This is a genomic window from Paraburkholderia sp. J63 (genome assembly GCF_905220245.1).
Taxonomy (GTDB): domain Bacteria; phylum Pseudomonadota; class Gammaproteobacteria; order Burkholderiales; family Burkholderiaceae; genus Paraburkholderia.
The window spans coordinates 142,687-165,908 of sequence record NZ_CAJMZF010000009.1; the positions used below are offsets into that span (position 1 = coordinate 142,687).

19 protein-coding genes are annotated in these 23,222 nt (G+C 58.5%); 9 read left to right on the top strand and 10 right to left on the bottom strand.

Going from position 1 to position 23,222, the window contains the following annotated elements; genetic code table 11:
* Positions 1–152 precede the first annotated feature (152 nt).
* Positions 153–434 (top strand): hypothetical protein, encoded by a 282-nt coding sequence (locus tag U5775_RS12695; protein ID WP_322058483.1) that lies wholly within the window; start codon positions 153–155, stop codon positions 432–434.
* 70 nt (positions 435–504) lie between these two features.
* On the opposite strand, the gene U5775_RS12700 is transcribed toward U5775_RS12695, so the two are convergent.
* The gene (locus tag U5775_RS12700; protein ID WP_322058484.1) at positions 505–843 is read right to left on the bottom strand and encodes an H-NS family nucleoid-associated regulatory protein; all 339 of its coding nucleotides are present in this window, start codon (positions 841–843) and stop codon (positions 505–507) included.
* A gap of 705 nt (positions 844–1,548) precedes the next feature.
* On the opposite strand from U5775_RS12700, the gene U5775_RS12705 reads away from it, so the two are divergent.
* The 5 genes from U5775_RS12705 (at position 1,549) to hfq (ending at position 5,062) form a co-directional block, all read left to right on the top strand.
* The gene (locus U5775_RS12705) at positions 1,549–2,196 is read left to right on the top strand and encodes an H-NS histone family protein (protein ID WP_322058485.1); all 648 of its coding nucleotides are present in this window, start codon (positions 1,549–1,551) and stop codon (positions 2,194–2,196) included.
* A gap of 423 nt (positions 2,197–2,619) precedes the next feature.
* The gene (locus U5775_RS12710) at positions 2,620–2,856 is read left to right on the top strand and encodes a hypothetical protein (protein WP_322058486.1); all 237 of its coding nucleotides are present in this window, start codon (positions 2,620–2,622) and stop codon (positions 2,854–2,856) included.
* 133 nt (positions 2,857–2,989) lie between these two features.
* Positions 2,990–3,880 (top strand): hypothetical protein, encoded by an 891-nt coding sequence (locus tag U5775_RS12715; RefSeq protein ID WP_322058487.1) that lies wholly within the window; start codon positions 2,990–2,992, stop codon positions 3,878–3,880.
* 239 nt (positions 3,881–4,119) lie between these two features.
* Positions 4,120–4,638: a hypothetical protein gene (locus U5775_RS12720; RefSeq protein WP_322058547.1), complete on the top strand. Its 519-nt coding sequence runs from the start codon at positions 4,120–4,122 to the stop codon at positions 4,636–4,638.
* A gap of 130 nt (positions 4,639–4,768) precedes the next feature.
* A complete protein-coding gene (gene hfq, locus U5775_RS12725) occupies positions 4,769–5,062 on the top strand; it encodes an RNA chaperone Hfq (RefSeq protein WP_134760556.1) in 294 nt (97 codons plus the stop codon).
* A gap of 626 nt (positions 5,063–5,688) precedes the next feature.
* Here hfq and U5775_RS12730 read toward each other — a convergent pair.
* The 3 genes from U5775_RS12730 to U5775_RS12740 all read right to left on the bottom strand — a co-directional run bounded on the left by U5775_RS12730 (position 5,689) and on the right by U5775_RS12740 (position 8,520).
* Positions 5,689–7,623 carry a tetratricopeptide repeat protein gene (locus U5775_RS12730; RefSeq protein ID WP_322058488.1) on the bottom strand — a complete coding sequence of 645 codons (1,935 nt, stop codon included), beginning with the start codon at positions 7,621–7,623 and terminating at the stop codon, positions 5,689–5,691.
* A 76-nt stretch (positions 7,624–7,699) separates the two neighbouring features.
* Positions 7,700–8,314 (bottom strand): hypothetical protein, encoded by a 615-nt coding sequence (locus tag U5775_RS12735; protein WP_322058489.1) that lies wholly within the window; start codon positions 8,312–8,314, stop codon positions 7,700–7,702.
* Positions 8,311–8,520 (bottom strand): hypothetical protein, encoded by a 210-nt coding sequence (locus U5775_RS12740; protein ID WP_322058490.1) that lies wholly within the window; start codon positions 8,518–8,520, stop codon positions 8,311–8,313. The genes U5775_RS12735 and U5775_RS12740 overlap by 4 nt, the downstream gene beginning before the upstream one ends.
* A 208-nt stretch (positions 8,521–8,728) precedes the next feature.
* Here U5775_RS12740 and U5775_RS12745 point away from each other — a divergent pair, with 208 nt between their 5' ends.
* On the top strand, positions 8,729–10,213 hold the full coding sequence (locus tag U5775_RS12745) for a gamma-glutamylcyclotransferase family protein (protein ID WP_322058491.1): 1,485 nt from the start codon (positions 8,729–8,731) through the stop codon (positions 10,211–10,213).
* A gap of 520 nt (positions 10,214–10,733) precedes the next feature.
* Here U5775_RS12745 and U5775_RS12750 read toward each other — a convergent pair.
* A complete protein-coding gene (locus U5775_RS12750; RefSeq protein ID WP_322058492.1) occupies positions 10,734–11,891 on the bottom strand; it encodes a hypothetical protein in 1,158 nt (385 codons plus the stop codon).
* Between the two features lie 340 nt (positions 11,892–12,231).
* Here U5775_RS12750 and U5775_RS12755 point away from each other — a divergent pair, with 340 nt between their 5' ends.
* On the top strand, positions 12,232–13,536 hold the full coding sequence (locus U5775_RS12755) for a hypothetical protein (RefSeq protein ID WP_322058493.1): 1,305 nt from the start codon (positions 12,232–12,234) through the stop codon (positions 13,534–13,536).
* A gap of 321 nt (positions 13,537–13,857) precedes the next feature.
* Here U5775_RS12755 and U5775_RS12760 read toward each other — a convergent pair whose 3' ends face one another.
* Positions 13,858–14,148 (bottom strand): hypothetical protein, encoded by a 291-nt coding sequence (locus U5775_RS12760; protein ID WP_175197809.1) that lies wholly within the window; start codon positions 14,146–14,148, stop codon positions 13,858–13,860.
* 222 nt (positions 14,149–14,370) lie between these two features.
* On the opposite strand from U5775_RS12760, the gene U5775_RS12765 reads away from it, so the two are divergent.
* Entirely contained in the window at positions 14,371–15,294 is a 924-nt protein-coding gene (locus U5775_RS12765) for a recombination-associated protein RdgC (protein ID WP_322058494.1), read from the top strand.
* Between the two features lie 233 nt (positions 15,295–15,527).
* Here the strand turns inward: U5775_RS12765 and U5775_RS12770 are convergent, their stop codons facing one another.
* From U5775_RS12770 to dsr1, 4 genes are all read right to left on the bottom strand, one after another.
* A complete protein-coding gene (locus tag U5775_RS12770) occupies positions 15,528–15,845 on the bottom strand; it encodes a hypothetical protein (protein WP_322058495.1) in 318 nt (105 codons plus the stop codon).
* Between the two features lie 885 nt (positions 15,846–16,730).
* Entirely contained in the window at positions 16,731–17,576 is an 846-nt protein-coding gene (locus U5775_RS12775) for a DUF6602 domain-containing protein (RefSeq protein WP_322058496.1), read from the bottom strand.
* 840 nt (positions 17,577–18,416) lie between these two features.
* Positions 18,417–18,911, bottom strand: coding sequence for a hypothetical protein (locus U5775_RS12780; protein ID WP_322058497.1), 495 nt, complete (start codon positions 18,909–18,911; stop codon positions 18,417–18,419).
* 304 nt (positions 18,912–19,215) lie between these two features.
* Positions 19,216–23,040, bottom strand: a complete 3,825-nt coding sequence (dsr1, locus tag U5775_RS12785; RefSeq protein ID WP_322058498.1) for an anti-phage defense-associated sirtuin Dsr1 — start codon at positions 23,038–23,040, stop codon at positions 19,216–19,218.
* Positions 23,041–23,222: the final 182 nt, after the last annotated feature.

Consider the following 23,222-nt stretch of genomic DNA (forward strand, 5'->3'; position numbering starts at 1 on the left):
AGAGCAGGGACACCGCCGGCCAATTCGATCACTCACCAGGCGGTCCGCATCTCATCGGGACAGCGTCGCTGACGGAATCGAATGCATTACGCAGGTTCGACACTCTGGTCGCTGACCGGGAGCGGGGCAACTGCGCGAGCACGCCGGGGATCATGAGAAGTCCGGTCCATCCATCCGTTTTTACAGAAATCCGCCTGATGCGTGCTTCGCTGGCGCCGGCGCTGCAGATCAGCAAATGGGCTGCAATCCCGTCATGTTCCGGATATTGCTGGGCTTCCGGCGAGAACGACCACTGTCGCCCCGTTGTTCCGGGCGGCATTTCTGCGATCCGCTTGAGGCAAGATTTTCAGGACGGGTTGGATGCTGACACCGGAGATGACACCCATCGCGCGGTTGCCTGTCGCCGCCTGGATTTCAGTGCATCGGGAAAATGACCTGCGCGGATGCAGTCGCAAACATTCAGTTGCACCGTGAAGCCGGGGAAAAGTGGCCCGCGGTGGCTGCTCAGGATGTCGCCAGGCCTCGCCGGTCAGCGGCGAGGCGGGTGCCGGCAAATGGATCGTTACGCCAGTCGACACCGCTGTGCTTTCCTGGCAGTTCACGGGCGGTCCCGTTGATAGCGAAATGTTCAAGCGACTGACCGGCGCTTGTGGCCTGTTGAAGCCACTGCGGGATTTCGCCCTTGCCGTCCCAGGTTTCTCCCGCGGCGTTGCGGTAACGCGTTTCGCTATGCCGCCGCTGATCACGTGCAATTGAGTCAGCGAGATCGTCGGGTTTAATGCCGAATTCGGCCATCCTCCGACGCAGATAGGCCACCATGCTTTCCCGTTTGCGTTCGTCCACGCTTCCTTTCCTTTCAGTATCTGGCTTGACGCTGTGCTGGCGACCTTAATGGAGCGAGCACCGTGCTGCAGGGCACTCACGGGAGTCCGAAGCGCCTCGGTACGATTGTCAGCGAGAGTCGCGATTTTATCGGATCATCCGGCGGCCGGCATATCGCGGTGGACCCTGATTTTCAGGCAGTTTCCCTCAATGCATCAGCAAAACCGTGCCGCCATGGCAGGCGCCGGAAATCACGCTTTCATGCATGGACAAACGGGCGCTTTCCTGGCACCGAAGAACTGTCTGGGACGCAATCGTTCCAGGCGATGTGCGAGGACTTTCGGTCCGGGATTGCCATGATACTTCCAGGGCATCATGGGCCAATCGAAGAAGAGGCGGGAATGAACCGGGTCTGCGCATCCGGGCGTATTAACGGTGTATCGCGTGTGCTGGCGTTCAGGGGCAATACGTGGGCTCGCTCGCGATGAGATATAAGCGCGGAAGACGAAAGTATCTCCGGCATAAGTAACTCCCACACAGGTTCAACTTGTTTCGAGGCCGCCCTCGAGTGCCAGGGTGCGCTTACGGTTTGCGCGTGCGGATCTTTAAAGCCATAATCTGCGTCGCGACGATGGCGTCAATTGTGACGGGCCAGAATGAACTTCGCTGTACCAGGGAAGTTTCAGGATCGCACAAACCGAAAACCCTAAAAGAGGAGCGAAGGCAATGGTTACTCTGGATGCGATCAACCTGAAGATAGCAAAACTTCAGAAGCAGGCGGCAACGGTCGCTCAAAAACAGTCGTCGGCCGGACTGACCAAAATCCGTGATCTGATGAACAAGTACGGACTGAGCGTCGCCGACATCGAGAGCTTTGTCGGGAAAAAGCGTGGCCGCAAGCCATCCGCGCTGGCCGCGACAGGTGCAGCGAAAACTCCCCAAGGCGTGCATCACGTTGAACCGAAATACGCTGATCCGAAGACGGGCGCGACGTGGAGCGGCCGCGGGCGGGCACCGGCCTGGATCAGCGGCGCGAAGGACCGATCGAAATTCCTCATCGGCGCAGGCGCGAACACGAAGGCTGCGGATGTGAAATCGGCTCCTGCGGAAAACGCACCGGCGAAACGTGCTGCCGCGAAAAAATCCGTCGCGAAAAAATCCGTCGCGAAAAAGGCGGTCGCGAAAAAGGCTGTCGCGAAGAAAGCCGCCACCAGGACGGCCCGCGCGCGCGGCGCAGCATCGTCGGCCGACGGTGTGCGAGCACGTAAAGCCGCAGCGCCCGCGAAAAAGACGCGTGCACCGCGCAAGGTCGCCACGAAAAAGGCACCGGCAGCGGTCGAGGTCGCTGCTACGCCTGAAGTGGCAGCACAGTAACGCTCAATCCAGTCGTGGCTGACGACACCCGCTCTGGCGACGCCGGCCCGCTGCGTCCGGTCTATCGGCTGCAGCAGCCGGCAGGCGTTCGCTCTGCCGGCGCTTTTGCCCGTACGCACACACGATCTGGCGGCGCGATTCACGACGTGCACCCTTCGATGCCTGTCGCGATTCAGGCAACGCAACGGGCAATGCCGGCGACAGCTTTAATCTCCCGGTGCATCGCGTGTCTGCGTTGCGCGGAATCACGATTTCCGCCAGGATAGACGCGGCGCCGCGCGTGCACGCGGTGGACCGCAAACTCCCGCATTCCCTCGCATGCCTGCTCGCTTCGAACTCGTTGCTCTTGCGCTTCCCGCCGGACACGCTCCCGAGTCACTTCCGCTTCCGGTTGCGCAGTTCATCGCGACATGTTGGCCCGGGATGAGCCGCGCCCAGATGCTCGATCGTGCGCGCCGCCTCGCCTTGCGGGTCTCGCTTCGCGCATTGCGCGGAAGCCGGCCGGATGGGGTGGGGCTGTTTTCGCTCGTGATGAACGGGGCTGACGGTAACGCGGAGCTTGTGGCGCACGTGCGGCGGGTCAAGCGCCGCCGCACCGTTCGCCGCGCGAAGGTCTCGCTGGCGCCACCGCGCGACGTGCGGCAGCAGGAACTGTTCTGAGCAGCGGGCAGCGGATGCCAGTCTGCTCTTCCATGAAACGTGTACGGGGCATCATGCGGATTGCAGCTTCCGTAGCGTGGTCAAATCCGCTAGTCTGGCCAGACGTGATGTTCACATTCGGGGCGCATGGACCATGCAACAGCTCGATATCTTCGCCGACAGCCGAGACGTCATGTTGCGCAATGACGTGTCGGCGTGCCTGCAGCAGCGCGATACAGCATCCGCGCGTTCCGCACTGGAGGCACTGGCTGGCGAATACCCGGACGACGTTGATCTGCCGGCGTTGACAGTGCTGGTGGACGCACTCGAAGCCAAGGCCGTCGTCCGCTTTGCCGACCACGAGGCCCTGGCGGTAGCGCGTCGCGCCCTCGCAAACGAGGTGGTGCCCGCCGCGGTTCGTGTGCTGCCCAGACACGCCGCGCAGCCGTGGGTGGCGTCGCTCTGGCGCTCGCTGGCATTGCGGGCTGCGGCGCTGCCATTTTCTGCCGCCGCCGACGACTGCCACGCGGCGCCCCTGTGGCTCAGGGCTGGCAACTGGGAAGCCGCCCGTGAATGCGTCAAGGGCATCGAGTCGTGGTGGCACCTCGCCGCCCCGCTCGCATGGATGACCGAGGCGTGCTACCGGGCGGATGGCCTTGATGCCGCGTGGCCGCTGCTCGCGGAACTGGCGTGGCTGGCACCTGCACGGTTCGTGGCGTTATTGCCGGTGCTGGGTGACGCATCGCTTGACGCGTTGCGCCGCCGCTTTGATGCCGAGTTTCCGGGGAAGGGCGACAGCGAGGACTTCCGCTTTTTTCCAGCCTGGTTGGTCCTGGTCAAACCGGTGCTCGCGGGGCGGCTGGCCGAGGCACGGGTGCGGCGTGAGCACAAGCCTTCCCGCGCGACGGCCCTGCTGGGCGAGATTCTGCGACGCGAGCGCGAGGGCGACCAGCACGAACTCGTCGGCCTGCGCGAACAGCTGTGCCGTCTGCATGGTGGACTCTTCGACATTTATATGAGCACCCGGAAAGTGCAACACCGGTAATCGCAGTGCCAGGGCATGCTGTGCCGCTGTCATGCGCGAAGGGGCTCTGATCCGAACGAAAAGAGAATGGCGGCTCATGCGGAGAACTCCCTGTCGACTACAGGCGGAACACTACGCAAATGAGTTTGACCGATGCGCGCGATGCGCGGGGCATCTGGAACAACCGATACGGCGAGCGTATCGTTCGCTTCTCTCTGGTGATCGATTGGTCTATCCTGCGTCATGCACGGGATACTGCAATGGACGACCGATTTGACAGACGGGAACTGCTGCTTCACCTCGGGGCGATGCTCGAAGCCTCGAACTGTTTATCCAGAACAGCTCAACCGGACATGCCGGTCGCACAACTTGCCGAACAGGAGTCGCTGCAGGGCTTCGAGTTCCTTCGAATGGTCGCACCGGGGATGACTGCGGCCGAGTTCGGCGCACGTGTCGCCAGCGCGTTTTTCCTGTGGCCCAGGGAACTGCTTGAGACAGACCTCAACCACAGGGTGCTTGCGTCGACTGTTCGACACGACCTGTTTGATCGGAATCCTTCCGGCTGGAAAACCTATGTCGCCCATATGCAGAAGAAGGTGAAATGGTTTGGAGCCGGGCTCCCCGAGATGAAACGCGGCGCTTTGGACGAACCGGCGCGCGATGCTGCAGGGGAGACGAGTCCGGTCGAGGTGTCGGTCAGGATTGAGCCGTCTGTGGAGTGGGATGCGCCCGATGAGAAGAGGGGGTGGCCCTGGCCACAGTCGGGGTCAACGTCCTGACATCCTGTTGATCAGGATACCTAATTCGGATTAAAGGCGTCCTCGTCCTCATGCCGTGCGCAGTGCGGCGGTCTTGAGACTGCCATGTCGGGCTTCTGCTATCGTCCATACAATCGAAGGACCTGTCGAGTTGACCTCAGAACATGACCGCACGCCCAGCGTACAAGACAACTTTCTGCAGACGCTCATAAGGGACAAGACTACCGTCAACGTGTTCCTCGTGAACGGCATCAGACTGAGCGGTCAACTGACCGCCTTCGACCAGTTTGCCGTTCTGCTGGAGGCTGGCCCAGCTGTGCAACTTGTCTTCAAGCATGCCATTTCGACCGTGCTGCCGGTCGATGGCAGAGCCCAGGCACGTGAACCGTACGAGGCGCCGTTGAGAGGCGACAAACCGAACCCCTTGCGCGGCCGTGTCCGATGAAAACCCTCACGACATGTTGTGGCTTACGCTTGACCTGCATATAGCGAGGCGATGTCGACGTCAAGATGTTCAGAAAGGCGTTCACAATCCGTACTCGTCGGAAATGGCGGCGATGGAGCGTGGGAGGAAACAACTCCCTCGCAGTTGCCATGGCATTTGTGCTGCAGGCTGCGTCTCATTGAACTGGGCTTTGCTACCGCATGGGTAACGCAATTACGGGAGCGCGCGGGTTCTCCTCGAGCGCCGGCGGCGAAAGAGGGCTCGTGCCATACGCGATATCCGATTCAGCCGTCGCTTCGACCCGAAGCGGTCCCTTGCCACGGATGTAGAGATGACCGCTTTCTGGAACCAAACGGCCGTTGGCAGCGCGCCTGTGAACCTGACAAATGATGGTGTGTCGGCGTCAGGGCTGGATGAGCCTGTGCGCTGAGGCTAGTATTGCTCCCGCGCTTGCCGGGAGGAGCGGCACCCGACGCCAATCCGACGTAGCGACCGCTATGCAGATGCTTTGACACTGGTCCGCACGCCGGGGCACGGTGTTCCGTTACATAACGCCAGATCCTGCTGCGAATCCCGTTTTCAAAAACGTTGCTTTTCGCCAGCTGTTCGCGAGCGATAGAGTTTGCTCACTGCAAAAGTGCTTTCACTTGAGAGACGAGCTCGTGGTCAGGAAAGCGTTCACAGGCCACTGACCAAGCCTGCTTCGCCTTTGCATGGTCGCCGCTGTTCCAGTGCACTCCGCCGAGCTCGAACATTGCCGCAGCATAGTCGGGATCTAGGGTGACCGCCCGATGGAAGGCGTCGATCGCCTGTTCCGCCTGCCCAAGATGCGCGTATGCCACGCCGACCTGAAACCAACTCATTGCGTCCGGCTGGAGCGCTTTGGCCTGCTCCAAGAGGATCGGTAGACTTTCGTCAAAGCGGTCTAAAAAGTTCAGCGCTGTTCCAAGGCAATAGCCATAGTGGCCGCCTTCGAGATCGTAGGCCTTGCGAAAACAGCGTTCAGCCTCCGCCCAGTCCCCGTTCTCCTGCGCCCAATGGCCCAGGCGATCCCACGGCAATGCGGCGTCATCCGCGCTGACGTGAGCGATATGGCGATCGAATTCATCTCTGAATTCGGCGTAGGTTTTCTCGAGGTCATAACCCTGCCCTCGCAAGTAGAAATTATTCATTAGCAGCTCCCATCGCCCTTGCGAGCCGTCGGGATGGGCTTGGACGTAGCGCTGCCAGAAGGCGCGAGCGTACACTGCGTTGTCGATCGTGGTGCGGCCGAAACTCGCCACTAGCCGCAGGCACCACGGCCAAATCCATTCGTAGCGGTCGGCCTGACCGATTAGAGCATTGATCTCGCGGAATGCAGCTGAGCCCTGGTCGAGGTTGAACAAGACGTTGACGCGCCACCCGGACACCGCCGTCATCTTTCCCTGGTTGCGATCTACGAATGCGACTTGGTCGAAGTGATTCAGAGCGTCCTTGTAACGGCCGATCCGAACGAGATGGTTGCCCATGGCATTGTGGGCCTCGGCCAGATTCGAATCCAGCCGCAGCGCCTCACAATAGTGCTCAACGGCCGAATCTTGATCGCCGAGTCGCTCGAAGCTCGTGCCTAGATTCTTGTGGATCTGGGCCGCCAACTCGGAGGCGCCTATAAGTCCTGGATCTGCAAGGGCGGTTTGATAGGCCAACTTGGCCTGCTCATCGTCAGGAACCGCCGAATATGCGTTTCCAATGGTGTAATGCAGGCTGGCAGCCTGAAAGCGACCACTTGCGAGTTGCCGCTGGAAAAACGCGATGCCTTCGACGATCCGCTCTGGATGCCGAGTTCGGCGCGCCATGCCGAGATTGATCTCCGACATATAGGGGATGCCCATGAAGTCGTGATCAGCGCCGAGCGCTGCGGCGAACCGCTCGAAGCTTGCGCTGATCACGTCGTCTGCATTCTGGTCATAAAGCTGCTGAAGCAGCGTCGCCGCTTGGAGCTGATCCTCCGGAACATGGACCACCGGCGCGGCGTCCAGGATGGCGTTGGGTAAGTCTTTAGGACCGGCGGAGGTTTGAGCGATCCGACGGTCCCGCGAAGACTTGGCGCCGGACCGCGCGAGCGCGGCCACCTTACACAATCGATCGGTCGTCATCTCGCGCGTGAAGGTGACGGTGACCGAGCTTTGGTCCGTCCATGAACGCCCGTCGTGCTCGTATTGCTGCAGGACAGCGTCGGCCAGGCAGATGCGCAACGTACCCGTCGGGACGTGGTAGCAGGCGTAGAAGCTGTAGGGCTGCATCAGCAGGTAGTTCAGGTTCGCGCGCTCGACGGAGACGCTGAGCGACCCGTCGGCATTCAGGTTCCGGGCTGTACCTTTCACCTGAACATGCACCCGGACGTTTGTCGCCAGACCGCCCGCGACGACCTCAATCTGGCAGTCTGTGCCGTAGTCCTTGCGGTCCGACGCCTGAAGGATAAAACAACCGCTGTCGGCCAGCCGCTTTTGGAAGGCGGCAAGAGCCTGGTCCTCTATTTCGTGGTTCTGATCACGGCGCGGCAGTTCGTCGAACGGATTCATAAGTGTCTGTCTATCGTAGGCGGTCGGCGATGCGTTCCAGTCTCATCGATCGTCATTGTCAAAGGCATTGATCGCATCAGCCGTAACCAGGCTCGGATACCGCGCCAGGCAGCTTATCGGCCCGACCCCAAAATCTTGCGCAGGCGCCGGCATAGCGGACGACGTCCTCGGGTCGGATAAGGAGCTTCTCACTCTCCTCGGGGTTCGGCGGAAGAATGTCGATGTATCGCGAGGGATCGTGGGTCCAACGTTCTGGTGCGTGGGCGCGTAGATCGTTCACCGAGGTCCCATCGCCATGGCGATAGACGTTCGCGACGAGGAACATCTCTACAAGACTGTCGCAGATGCCGCTGAGATCGACGCCGCCTTTTGCGGCGCATTCGGGAAGGTGCTCGCGAAACAGCTCCCGACCGGGCTTCTTGCCGGCCACGCCGAGGCTGCGACCCCATATGCGCAGCTGACGTTCAAAGAGGCCGGCTAGAGTGAGGGTAAATGCCTTAGCAGCTTCGTTCGCGGTATGGTTATCGACCTGCGCCGCCGCACGGTTGAGGAACTCGTTCATCGATGCGGCTTCGTCGAATCGAAGCTCGGCGTGGATCGGCAGCGCGTTTAAGCCAGGCCAGATCAACCGCTGAAAGAGACGGTCGGTGTTGGCTTGGAACACCCTTGGAAGATTGTCGCCCAGGATCATAGGAGTGCGCCCTCCGCGTGGTTCAACGCGGGGGGCTCGGTCATGGCCGCGAAGTTCGACAGCGTGACGCCGACCAGCCGAATGCCTTTCGGCGGCGGGTAGACCGAACTGATCAGCGCGAGGCTCGCCCCGTGGCCGACAGCCACCGGCTTACCCTGCAGTGTTGGGTTATCCCGTTGCTCGACCGGAGCATAGAAAGCGTTCATGTCAACGCGGATGATCTTGCGAGCCTACCTTCAACCATAGCGGTGGACGATAGCATGGGGCATGAACAAAAGCGATACATGACTCCGAAGGACGCCGAGAGCGACGCCTGGTTCGCCCGTTTGCATCTCCTGCTGTTGTTTGCGCAGAGTTATAGTGGCCACGAACGAAATTGTTGCTTGAGGCCGCCCGCCTCAAATGGGAGCCAGGATGCTGAAGGCCAGCGAAGAGGAAATCGAGTCCATTCGGGAATACTTCGAATGGCAAGCCCCAGACCTAGAAGTAACCTTTATGCAAAAGGTCTACTCCGAATCGGTGCTGAACATGTGCCACGACGTGTGGGACATACACACCAACAAAGACCGATGGTGGGTCATCACTGGCGGCACCAACCTCTATTCCCAGCAACAGTTCCCTAATATGGACCTGGCGCTGACCTTCCACATCGGTCTGATTCTGCGTATCCCCCGCACCGAGCAGGCCCAACGGGACGACATGCGCCTCCTTCCGTTCGGGCCAGTCCTCGAAAAGATGGAAGAGGCCGGCGATGCAGTCAGCCACGCCCACAATCTCGCGGACTACCAAGCGGTTGGTGTTCGTTGCAGAGAGACTTTGCTTGAGTTGATCGGCGTCGCCCAGGACGCCGCGGTCTGGACGGAAACGCCACCTCAGCGCGCCAATTTCCGCGAGTGGTCGGAAATCATCTGCAACGCTCTCGTGCCTGGCAACAGCAATCGGGAACGGCGCGGTGCCTTGAAAGGTGCGCTCGATAGCGCTTGGACGTTCTCCAATTGGCTGACGCATGCAAAATCAGCTACCTGGCTCGATGCCGACTTGGCGCACACGTTGATTCAGCATGCCATCGGTATGGCCACCTCCCTGATCCTTCGTGAGCTACGCGGCGTGCCGGAGGATTGTCCGAATTGCGGATCGCCCGATCTTGTGCCCGAAAAGGGCGAAAACACTGCGGCGCCGGGCGTGGTCTGGGAACGACCGCGATGCGCCGACTGCGGATGGGCCGGCAGACCTGTTCCAATCCTTGATGCCGAGAACGGGCGGCCACTCATAACCCGCGAAGGCAAGGAGACCCATGACCACAGCATCATGATCGTGCCGTTGCGTGCCATCCGGAAGCCAGGCGATCCGGCGGTCGAAGCATTACAAGACGCAGGGACCGGGCCGCCGGAGCCCACCGAATATTTCGCTTATGGGTCGAACATGGCGACCGCGCGGCTGCGGCAACGAATTCCGAGCGCCAAGCCGCTGGGGGTCGCCACCCTCCCTGGGCATGAACTGCGGTTTCACAAGCGAAGCAAGGACGGTTCGGGGAAGTGCAACGCGTTCGCGACGGATGACAATGAGAGCGCTGTGGTCGGTGTTCTTTTCTGTTTTGATCCATCAGAACGTAGAAAGCTCGACGCTGCTGAGGGTACCGGTAAGGGTTATGACGCCGCCATAGTGACAGTCGTCAATGACAAGGGCCGCAGGCGGAAGGTCCTGACATATATCGCCTCGAACGACGCCATCGACCAAAGCCTCCGGCCTTACAGTTGGTACAAGGATCATGTCTTGGCTGGCGCCCAGGAACATGGCCTCCCGCAGGACTACCTCGATGAACACATCGCGATGGTTGAAACGGTTGAGGACCCCGACGTCGCAAGGGCCTCAAAGGAGCGCGCGACGTACTCCGCGTAGCCCGAATTGCGACACACACTGTGCGGCTCGGCGTTGCGTCCCGTCTCTCTCCCCCGGTCTTCCTCGCCAGCAGCCTCGAGGAGGAAGCGGGCTTGCGCGGCCTTTCGCGAACCGCGATCAAGAGCGTAAGGACGATGGGCCCAACCGCCGATGCTCTGCCGGTCCACGTCAGCACTGAATCTGGATGACCAATTTGGGCTGCGGTTCGGACGTTCGATTCAGCGTCCTGGACTTCGCTAGGTGGCCGCACTCGGCCGTCGCTCACGTTACGGCCGACACCGCTGCGTTGCCCAGAAGGCTCATCAACGTATGAGCGTTCCGCTGACCTTGGTCTTCGTAGTTGTTAATCTATATACCCAGAACTGTTACCGGCGACTGCGAAGGGCCAAGATCGACCCGATCCTGCCACTGATTCCCGAGCTACTTCATTGGCAGCTTGCCAACGGTCATCCGAGCCTTCGCATCGAGCATCCATACGAGGCAGCCACTATCGCGTCTCCCGGGGGGACGCGAGGCCGGACTAAAAGTCCATATCTGCTGCCCGATCCCAACGCGCTTGCTCGTACTCCATGAACTCGTTCATGCTATTGATCGAATTCATCGCGGCAGCATAGGTGCCATCGGCGGCGTAAGTGAGGATCACCGGCAGCTCACTGTCGTGCAGGTACATCCGAGCAGGCTCACGTCCACCCGACCACAAATACGTGATGAATTCTTCAATCAAGGCCAGGGCATCCTCCTCCCGAAAGGCGATAGCTGCCCCCATGCGGTATTTTCGGCTGCCCGCCTTGTGTGGCAAGAAGACAGGGGCGGCGCCCGCGCTCGAATGGAAACTGTACGCCTCGCCTTGCTTTCCGAAGGCGCCGTGCGCGGTGAAGTTGCGCAATTCGTAGCGAATCTCGGTCAGGCGGTCGAAATACTGTTTGGCCGCCTTGTCACCGAGGTCAAACACTGCCTTGTATTTCTTGGACCATTCGGCCTCCGCCAAAGCGGTGATCTCCGCCGCCGTCGTGATGCGCATGAGCAGGATTGCCACATGGATAAACACGTGCTCGGTCCAGCTGTAGAACGCGTCAATTGCGGCGAGTGCTAGCCATCTTGCCTCCCGACGCAACTGGCCACCCACATAACGCTTCCCTCCTCCTGGCAGGTCAACAAACTCGCGAGCTCGCACAATGGCGTCGGCCGTCTTCTCCTTGAAAAGGTTGACCAAAAACTGGTAACGGTCAAAAAGCTCACTGCTGTTGTTCGTTACGTTCACGGCGGACCGAGCGAGAGCCTGGTCTGCCAGCCATTCATAAAACGGCTCAGCCCTCTTTACTGCCTTTTGGATTCGAATCACGATTTCGCGAATCGCATCCTCTTTTTCTTCCACCTTTTCCGCGAAAATGCCAAGCCCCATTTTTCGATGATCGATCAGGTACGTAACACCGCTATACTCGACTGGAACGGACCATGCTACTTTGTCAAATTGGCCTAAGTTTTGGAAGTCAAGCAAATCCACCAGCAGGAAGTAGACTAGATAATAAGGTGGTAGTTTTCTTCCAGCATTTGATCGGCTTCCGCCCAAAAGATCGCGCAGGTTGGCGATGTGGGCCGGGCGAACTTGTCCCAAGGCACGACGCGCAGCATCTCGGACAGGGATCAATTCGGGCGGGAGAACGTTTTTCTTGGACATAGTCTGGATGTTCGCGAAAATTACGAAACGATTTCGACGCTTCTAATGGGAAGTGCATCGTTGGTACGCGAGCGACCGCTAACTGATGCGAAGCCAGCATCTGCCTGATCTGCGCCCCGGTCGAACGACGGTTCCTAGTCGAAGGACTAAAACGCTCGACGCGGGTGTGCCGGTCGCGCGCTGACGATTCGACCGCCAACCTCCGTAGTCGCACCATAAGCGGCCGACCAACACGGGTATCTTCTTTGGTCTTGTCCCTGGCGGCGAGAGCAACTCGTTCAGTGGACACAATACTCCCATCCGTTAGAATTCGCAGGTTAGAGAATGGGGCGGAGAGAACATGGACAACTTTTCCATCGACCACAAGAGCGATGAAATTCTGGATGAAAGAACGAGGTCATATTTCGAGGAAGTCAAATCAAGCTTCACGATCGGGAACTATCGATCGGCCGTCGTTATGCTTTGGTCAGTTGTCGTCTGTGATTTGGTTTTCAAACTACAACGCTTGGCCGAACTCCACAACGACTTGACTGCTCAGCAGATCCTTAGAGAGATCGATCAAGAACAAGAGAAGAACCCGAATTCGCCATCGTGGGAGTGGAGCCTCGTTCTTAAGGTCAAAGCTCAGACGGGGCTTCTCGATGCCGTTGATCAGCAAGGGTTGGAAAATTTGCAGCGTCAAAGGCACCTGGCCGCTCACCCAATCATTAAGGAAGGAGCAGAACTGCATCGACCCAACAAGGATGAAGTGCGCGCCTTGATGCGGATGGCGCTTCAATCCGTTCTCACGAAACCCGCGTTAGTGAGCAAACGAATCCTTGATCGACTTCTGGAAGACGTTGCGGGCATGCAATCCTTCTTTGCCTACGATGACGAGCTTAACAAGTTTCTGGAAAGCAAATACTTTTCACAGTTTTCAGCGGGCGTTGCGGAGTCCGTCTTTAAGATTCTTTGGAAGTTTGTTTTCCGCACTGAGGACGGGCCTTGTGACGTCAATCGCGCGATTAACTTTCGTGTGCTAAGACTAATCGCCCGAAAAGAGCCTGCATTGGTCGCAGGCTGGGTAGCGTCGGCGACTGAGTACTACAGCAATGTTTCGACGAGGATTGGAATAGTCGCGCTCCTGATCCAGTTCCTTTCGGAGAATGATGGCATTTATCAGCATCTAGCTGAACATGCGCAGTTAACTGTTCGACACGGTCTTGCCCAGAACCCTTCATCCAACATGCTTGCTGCTTTCGTTTACGAGAATGATCAAGCATACATTGCCGCAGTAGAAGAACACGTTCGGACCCAGGTAGGCCACACGATCGACTCGGCGGTCTGGGCGGCGTTCCGTGCGCAAAAGAACACTGACGCATGGCGTTCGACGGCGCGGCATATCGCTAACCTCTACTATTCGCGCAGCGGAGGCTTCGATACTGCTGACCGGCGGTTCTCACACGCGATCGCGCCCGATCTTCCGAATTATGGGCTGGCGGATCTCCGTGATCTGATGGAACTTGCCGCCGCGAACAATCAGTGCTATTACCGCGGTCGCGCAAGGGTCGATCATGCAGAAGTGAAGAATCGGGTTCTTGCTCTAGATGCTGGCTTCGACCTGACACACCGGCCTTATGAGCAATTCATGAGTGAGGTGGCTTAACACCGGCCTGATTCCGCTCGTCCCGCACCGCGGGCTTTTAATGAATTGCAGGGTTCCGCCAACGTGTGTGTATGACCGCAATGAACAACATTTCAGCCGGAGGGATGTCGGATTGTAGTCACAGTTCAAGGACCGCTTTTGGCCGATGGACCGCCCGACGCGGTCAGCCGTACCCGACCCGGAAGAGACATCCGCACCGCTTGTCAGCGGTCATTCGCTACCGCCGTATGCGTTCGCTGGAGGTGTCGAATTCCCGAAAGCTCATGAATTGCAAAATTCCGTCAAAGACTTACCCGACGTATCGAAGCCGAAGCCGAACCGTCATCGCACACCATCCCGCCGCAGCAAGAACGTTTCCGAGCGGGAGCCATAGTGTTTCGTGACTTCGGCGTCGCTCATCAGTCTGGACGACTTCAGAATGGGCAGTACGACACCATACAGGCGATCGGGATCGGGCCCGTACATATACAAGTACCCGTCATTGCCGTCGAGGTGATATTCGGTTTCGCCAAGCTCACCCACGCCGGCACGCTTTATCGCGCCTTCCAGCCGATGTTCCAGCGCACGAATTTGCGGCAGGTCCTTGGGGTAGTAATCGAAGTGGACCATCATTACCGGTCCGGGCGGTTTCTGTGGCGGGTCCGAAGCTGCAGCACAATCAGCGAACAGGGCGGCAAGCAGAAATGCAATGCATACTCTTCTTCTCAACATAGGTATGAAATCGTCGACGATGTGAGCATCGATTGTCGATGATGCCTGCAATCCCGCCAAGTGTCCCTGTCTGGCCGGGAAGCGTCACCGTCATCTAGAATGGTGCGCTTTGCCCGTACTCCCATGTGGTTCAAAAATCTTCAGCTTCATCGTCTTCCGGCACCTTGGGCCGTTACGCCCGATCAGATGGAAAAATGGCTGACGCCCCACGCGTTTCAGCCGGGCAACAGCGTCGAGATGCAGCGCTTCGGATGGGCATCGCCGCGCGACGACGGCTCGCTCGTGTATTCGACCAACCGGCAGATGCTTCTCGTGTTTCGTGCCGAAAAGAGGCTGCTCCCGGCGTCGGTCGTCAATCAGGTGACCAAGGCTCGCGCGCGTGAAGTCGAGGAGCAGCAGGGCTTCAAGCTGGGGCGTAAACAGCTGCGCGAACTCAAGGAGCAGGTTACCGATGAACTGCTGCCTCGCGCGTTCACCATTCGGCGCGATACCCGCGTTTGGATCGATACGGTGAATGGCTGGCTCGTCATCGATGCGGCTGCGCAGGCTCTTGCCGACGACGTTCGCGGGCTGCTCGTGAAATCGATCGATCAGTTGCCGCTCACCGGCGTTCGCGTGGCGCTTTCGCCGGTCGCCGCGATGACGGATTGGCTGATGTCCGGCGAGGCGCCGAGTGGATTCACCGTGGACCAGGACGCCGAGTTGCGCTCGAGCGGCGAAGGCGGCGCCACGGTGCGATACGTTGGCCACGCGCTCGACGCGAACGACATGCGCCGGCATATCGAAGCCGGCAAACAATGCATGCGCCTCGCGATGACCTGGGACGACCGGGTCTCCTTCGTACTGACGCCGTCGCTGACAATCAAGCGTGTCACACCGCTCGACGTGATCAAGGAGGCGGCGGATCCCACCGCGCAAAACGACGACGAACGCTTCGAGTCGGATGTCACGCTTATGACGGGTGAATTGGGGCGGATGTTGACCAATCTTGTCGATATCTTGGGCGGCGATCAGCACGACGCGACGCATCAGGCAGCAGCAGCCTGAACTCCGTCGGCTGTCGAGGATCATCGCCCCGCGCCAGTGCGGTTCCGCGCCGGCGCAACAGTTCGAGGAGGACCGTCGCGGCCTAGGCGCTCACTGCCACATGGGGGAACGCACGACAAGCCCCCGCGTGTTCAGACGATGCCGACGCGCGCGAGCCGGTGGAAACTTCTCGGCGTCAGTTCGTCGGTGCGGGTGGTCAAACTCCGCCCGATAGAGCCGATCCGATGAGCGCTCTATTCGTGATCAAGCCGTGGCAGGTCCGCGAGCGTTTGGCCCGCATCGGAATCAGCAACCACCATTTCGATGCCTTCGCGTCCGGCCTCGTCGACGACGCGTCGGACCTCTGGACCAGCGATGCGCAGTCCATCCAGCGGAAAGACTGTGACGACGGTGTCGCCCCTGGCCAGTGCCTCTACCACTTCGATGACAGGCGATGCGTGCGGCGCGACCTCAAATTGCTCGCCGCTCACGGACACCTGCCCCCAAAGCACGTGGGTGACCCTTTGCGAATTCCCGTCCATCCGAATCGCCGTTATCGCGTGCACTGCCATCGCTTTTCCTCCCTTGTCGGGGACATCCTAGCACGAGTGCAACGACCGCCATTTCGGCACCTGCTGATACCGCGAGCCGGCGCCGCACCCTTCGCCGACCGTGCGCGGACGAAGTTCCTCATGGTGAACCCGAGCGCGGTCAACCCCTGATGCGACGACCCGGCCATAATGCCAGCATGCAGGGCGTGCGCCGTCGCGTTCTCTCACGAAAAGCGCTGGCTGCCGGAGCGCATGCCGGCCGCGTCGGGGTGGCCGCGCACGTGGCACTCCGAGGCAGGCGCCCGGGTTGCGGGTTCGCAGCGGGCCCGGATCCCGTCGGTGCGGGGTTCGCCAGGCCGGCCGGGACGGACTTCTTACAGTCGGTTTGTAATGTCAAGATTCGATTGGCGAACAAACCCACACATCCATGAACAAACAGTAAAGTGAGCTTCGCTCGGGCTCGAAGATGAATTGATCAAATCGACCAATCCGGGAACTCTGGTGCGAAGGGCTACGACGACTGTTTGGATTCCTGAGGTTTTCGCTCGTGTAGATCGAGATCTTCTGCTGCCATCGCGAACGTGGCAAGACACCAAACTACGTGGCCGCCACAACCAGCAGGAACGCCGTATAGCCCGTGCAGAACACCCAACAGCCGGTAGCTTACCCGTGTTGGTCTAAGCTCTGCGGACCTACATTCCCGCAGGTAGCTAGGCCTCGAGAGCCGTTGGCAGACACGGTATGTCAGGCGCACTGACAGTTTTATTTCCGAAGTGGTAGGAAATTCAATCCGTTCTACGGTCCTGCGGCGCCCAGACAGCGCTTTCGACCACAAAGACCTCGGGCCTACGAGCCTGCAATGACCGTTTCTGATCAGTTGGCGATGTGCGTCCAGGTCCATCATGGCTATTTTTGAATGCGCCCCGTAGCGGCATCATCAGCTATGTGGACGTATTTGGAAAACTCCGGATGCCATGGTGTCTTATTTGTCGTTAAGAGAAAAAGAAGTGAGCTGAAAATTTTAAAGTGGTAATATTCGTCATGTTTTGGAAAAGAAAATAAATTCTTCAAATCCTGTGTCACAAATCTAGGGTATGGAACGGTTGTTCCTCCTTGGTCAATATAAGTCAGTAAGCCATCCTCCATGCTGAGTATTACATTGTGTTTATGTCTGTGTGCGACACATGGATCGTAGAATCGATCAATTTCGTTCTCTATGTTACTTGTGTCAAAATCAAATTTCTGGCAAATCAGGAAACTGGAAAATAATTGTCGAGCGTCGTCAGTTGGGTTGAAGTGGAGCTGATCGGGCCTGGCGACGCCCGGTGCGACAATGCGTTCCCCCAACGCTTTTACTGCTGCAAGTTTATTTAATGCTTGAGAGAAGGCATTGCGCGAAAGCGTTGATTTCACTTCGCCAACGCAATAAACAGACTCAAGCGGAAAGAAACGTTGTCGGTCTCCTTCCTGATAGAGAGGGGTCATCCGTGGATCGAAGCCGATGATATCGCATTGTGAGCTCACGTCATCCATTGTTGATAGGATGAAGCCGGTTGAAATGTCAAGGCTTTGGGGGATAATGAATTTTAGGAATTCGCGGACGATTGATTCTCGATATATTCCGTATTCGCCAGCATGAAATAACCTTGCCTTGGATGAGTCATAGAAGATTTCGGTCGACGTTGCAGAAAATGCGGCCCGGAAAACGTCAACTCGCTCTCTGAATAAGGCATCGAATATTTTATTTGCCATATGCTTCCTTTGGATCGGGAGTTTGTGTAGGGTATTGGTGATTCGATGTTAATTTTACGCTTGCGGTTTATGATCGCAAGAGGCCCAAAGCGGTGGTTGGAAATGACATGAGGCTGCAGGGCGTTCGAATATGCCACCTATTGATCTTCCTCCTCCGATTGGTCCGGAAATCGACATTCAACGCTTGAATTCAGACCGTCGTCATATGCTTGTTTTCACTCAAGCACCTTGAGGTAGTTGTCTGACTGGAACTGGGTGCACGGCACCGCTCCGCGAAGCTAGCTCTCCATCGAGCGAATCGGCCACCTCGGCAGGCACAGCCGCCGTGAACAGCAGGCGCTCCACTTCATGTGTCTCACGCGTGCGTCGGTCCGCTTTATGCATCGTTAGGTGGAAATCTAGACGGAATAGCTGTGGTGCTGGGTAGTTTCGTGATCGTAGATTGAGACGGCGCTTCCGTTCACATTGCCCGAATGGTGCCTGCCACTACGATAGTCATAACCAGTGGAATGCGTTCCGTTCATCTGAATCGAAATCGTTGCTTGGCCTCCATGATCGTAGAGACTTGGTGGGCTTCCTGTGATCGACACACCCCGTTTATGCTCGGACAGCGAGACGCTAGACGGGGAAATAGTTCCGGTGACGCTAATGTGTTCGCCGCGTGAATAGTCGTATACCGCGGTCCGCGCCGGGCTACCTCCAAGCTTTGCGGCAATATGGGCTATGACAACTCGCAAATTCTGATCTTTCGTATGACTTTTCCTCATCTAGGTGCAAAAATAGTGCCTGAAACGCCAGCAATTTGCCGTACTTTTCGAATGTTCCGCGCAACGCAGGGCATTAGAACGGGCGCGTCAGTGCTTCCCGTTTTGTGCGGAAGTCCTTCACAGTTTCCGTTAGTGACTCATTCATATTCGCGAGCGTATCGAACAAGTCCTGATACTGCCTGGCGTCCATCTCGCGATGGAACTGGAATGCCATTTCTATTTTCATCCGGCATTGTCGGACCGTCTCGCGCAGTATGAGAGTGAGCGTTAGAAGCTCGCCCGGCATTTCGTGCAACGGCACGCGAAACAACGCGCGTTCCAAGCCGTCCAGCATCGCCATGTCGAACGGCAATTGATCGCTTGCGGCTTCGGCGACGGCCTCACGATTCTGTAACTTCGCGGCAATGCTCTTTTGCAAAGCTAGCGACTTCTCGGCCAATGTTGTTAGCGCGTCGGCAGTCTCCAACTCCTTGCGTCTTGCCGCGTCGCGAATGTCTTTAAGCGTCTCCCGCCGTGCCCGGTTCGACAGCGCAAGACTGATCCAAGCGGAAACAACGATTGCAAGCATGGTGCCGACTGCCTGAGCCCATCCAGCCGCATCGCTCGTACTCAATTCACTCGCGCACTTCGATAGTCCCGTCGCGAGGCACGTCGCGATATCCGCCATTCTTGTTACCCCCGGTTGCGTGGCCGCACTAGCGTACCACCGTTCGGACGGTCTGCCGTTCACATCCTCGCTGCCCAGGGGCGGCCGATCGCTGAGGGTTCGCGCACGCTTGCGATGCTCGCGGTCCGGCCCCGACGGCTTGTCATCGGGCTCGGTTTAGATCGAATCCTGAATAGTAGAAGCGAATGCTGGCTATCCTACTGGACTAGGTGCTTCGACGAAGACAATACTCATGGAGTCGCCGGTATTGTGCGTCCTGTGCCAGTGCCGGCTCACGCCGTACGATCTGGTCCAAGCATGAACTCAATTCTGGAGGAGCGTATGGTTGCTCGTCGATGACGCAGTCGAGCAGTCGCAGGGCTTCGCGCGGAAACTGAGCGCAAAGCCCGGACTCGTTCAGGCGGTGCACGATATAGTACGGGTGCTCGACCGCGCTCAACCAGTCTTGGATGGTCGCCAAGGCGGCAGGAAACTCATGCCCTGCGGCAAGTACCATTCGAAGGAGCGGTTCCGCGATATCAGTTGTGGCCAAGTGCAGTGACTTAGGCCACACGTTGTGCCAGAAGGGAGCAATTCGATTCCTCCAGTATTCTTCCCGCTTCTCCCCGGCTCCTTCCAAAGCCTGTGAGAGTGCCTGTGCAGATTGCTGCAGTCCGTGCTGGGGTAGGCTGCCGAGAGCGATTTGGAAATCTTCTGTCGAGTAGCCGTCGATCGGCTCGAGCGCGGCGTACGTTAGGAATGACGCGAAAGGTTGGGCTTGTTCACCCAAGTCGGCATAGTGGAGCGCTGTCGAAAGAAAGCACGATTTGAATGCGACAAGCAAAGGGCGATATAGGCGCGGTGACCAGAGAAACCCTTTCCACACGGCTTTTGCTTCTTCGGGGTCAACTGCCCAGTCAAAGAGACCTAGCAGGTGACGCTCGGTCCACACTCTGTCAACGCGGAACAGTGCTATTAGATTGGCGCCCAGCAATACCCGTCCATGGCGGAATCGGTCGAAGCTTGTATCGCAAAGCTGCGTGAACAGGGGTTCGATGTCGGCCGGCAGCCTCTCGTTATCGTTGGGCCTGCGTGCAAACCAGAGGTTCATCAATGCCTGTGTGATGTGACCGACCGGATCATTGATCGCCTCGGTCACAGGGTCATTTTTCGGGCGGCCGTTGAGTGAGGTGCTCGTACTGGATTCAATCGCGAGCGCAAATAAACGACGGGCTAGATCCAGCATTACCGGCTCGTGTCGGTCAATGGACCGGGATGCTGCTTGCACCCACCAGGCCACCTCTTTTGCAAGCTCAAGGAGGACGCCGTCTGGCATTCTTTGCACGAGTGGCGCAGCTGACCGCCACGACCGTTGAACGAAACCTTCCTCACTCCAGGCCTGAAGTGCTTCGCGCCATCGTACCTGCGGCCAGAGGTTCTCTGACGCCAGATCGCAAAGCGCAAGCAGGCTATGGTAGAGCCGCGTGCGACACGTATCGCGCCACGTGTCTTGGTAAAACGGGCCTCGATCGGGTGCGGGCTCTTTGAGCCACTGGACCAGTTGCGCCCGTTTGCGAGGAGCGACGTTGACCTCCTCCTGGAGCTCGAAATCGGTATCGCCGGTATCGCCCATCCATTGCGAGAACTCATCCCGGTGGTTCTCCGCGAGTTGCCATTTGGGATGCTCGAGCGACAACTCGTCGAGTGCAGCTTTCGCCGCTGCACCCAGAACGACGCCGGAACTTTTCAGTTTGGCCAAACGAAGCCACGTTTCGTGCTTGACCAGGTGGTCCCAGTGATCCGCCTCGAGATCATCACGGAACATTCTGCGCGGGGGCCCGGAAAGGATTGCGGCCTCCAGCCGACCCTGTGCAGGTTGGCCCAGCGTCACGCCCTGCTGGACGATGAGACGGTGCGTTTCGCGCTGCGTGTCGGTGGACCATAACCACCATTGGTCGTCCGCCAACAGCCAGTCGACCCACTGGTCTGCAGCCACACAGTTATCCTGACTGGCGGCAAAAAGCGCTAAACGCTTGAACGTAGGGTAGGGGATGTCAAACCACGAATGGGCAATGCGTGCGGCCCGCCCAGTATCGGTGTCGCGAACGGCAAGCCAGCTGTCACGCAGCAATTCAATCAGCGCGGTCCAGTCGTGGAAATCCTGATTCTGTGTATGTGGGCTGATGGACGGGAGCTGCCAGTGAGACTGGTCACTATGGTCATCGGCACCGCCCAGTTCGCGCGCAAGGTCCAGAGCGTCGCGCAGCAGCTGCTGGAAGTCGTCGACAAGCTGCGGCAAGATCGCTGTCCATTGCTCGTCTCCGATGTCCCGAAGTGCCACGTGAACGTGGTCAGCCGTCAGAACTAGCTCCCAGTTCACCAGTTGTCGCATGCGAACGGGATCCGCGGCATCCGCCCCTTCTTCATACCAGTGAAAAGGCTTCTTTATGGACACCTTCGGCGAGAGCAGGTCTCGCAGTTCCAAGCGCAGGGCGACGGACAGTCCATCGCGCGTCAGATGTTCCTTCCATCCGTAGAGATTGGCGTCTTGCCGCGACTTCACACGCCCGGCGAGCAAGAGACGCCAGAGCGTTTTCATCAGTGCACCGGGTATGGCATTCGCGGCCTGAGAGCGGATCTCGTCAAGTTCAGCCACTCGGCCTTCGCGCTCCAGGCGGGCGAGGCGGTCCAGCTCCTGCTGGATTAGCCACGCCCAGCGCTCGTGTAGCTGCCCGCCTCGCTGCGAAATCCAGATAATTAAGTCTGGGGCGTTCAGATGCCGCACGAGCCAGCGTGCGAGATTGCCCATGACGTCATCCCAGAGCGAGTGTTTCCATCCGCTGGAGACGAGCAACATCCTGGGCGCCAGAGGGTAAGGCGCCGGACGTTGAACGAGGCTGAAGCGTAAGTTTCGTTCTGGGTTGGCGAGCGGCGGCACACCGAACCGCAGAAGGTCGCTGTGCTGATAGCGGTCGTCCGAGAACGCTTCCAGCAGCCAATCCAGGGACGGTACCGGATTGAATTCCGCGAACCGTTTTGCTGGCAGCCCGGACTTGTCTGAAAGTGCCCAAAGCATGCGGCCCACGAAGTCGTCTTGCTGCGTACTGGCTGACGGTCTTGCCAGTGCATGGCTGACTACAATACGCTCTTTACCAAGCGCGCCGTCACGATACGTCTCAGACCATACGTTCAAGGTCTTATGAAGCGCGGAATGGTCGTGCCCACTTGCTGGTACTTCATAGAGTATGGGAGCGACGCCTTTCGCTTCCCATTCAATCGTCTTCTCTTGCTCCTGCCCTTTCCTGTACTCGCCGAACGCCCACGCTTTTAACGGTCTTTCGCCAAGCATGCGGTCTGCGGCCAGGGCATCCATCATGTAGCGCAGTACCGGATCGTTGAGGCTGTACCCAACGAAACAGACCACATAATTGCGGAATAGTTCGCTCACAAAGCGCGCGGCCCAACGTTCTGTGAGGTAGGCGAGCCCGAAGTCGCCGCTCGTGACGACGAGGCGGTTCAGGGCGGCATCGTCATCTTTTCTAGGCAGCACCCCATGCAGATAGACAAGCCCGTTCCAACGGCTGTTCTTCGGGATCGGGAGCATCGGTGCGGCGTAGGAGGAAAATGTCTGCCCGGTGCGTTTGGCCGCCTTGGAAAAAAGGTGGTCGAAATTGGTGGTGACAAGACGCAGGACTCCTTCTCGATTCATCGCAAGGCGCAACAGTGCCGAGTGTGTTTCAGTCGCACCTTTTCGCCGCAGGTTTGGCTTCAGGGCTGTTGCCAATGCTTGGCGGACTACGAGCCGCTGGCCAGGCAAACGCCGCTCGAGCAGGTCGAGTGTGCCATCGAAGTGTTCGCGGTCGAGGGATTCCTGCTCTATCGCAGTAGGGGAAGTTCCAGAGTGCCTGTAGATCTTCTCGACGAGTCCACGGAATCCGGGCAGCCCCGCCGGATATGAGATACCGGCCCCGCAGAAAAACACCACATTGCCATCTTCGTGGGCCTGCAGCAGCTCATCCGGGATGTCCGGCCCATTGGTGACGAATTGCATAAAATGGTCCCCTGATATTCTCTGCCAGCGGCCAGAGCCGATTCGGCGCTCTTCTCGATTTGTTGTCGGCCTGTCCGACGCCCAGATCTAACATTTTAGAATGCAATCGGTCGCGCGATTTTGCAGACCGACTGGTACGACGACATTGTTGCAATTGCAAGGTATTCTTGTACCGATAAAAG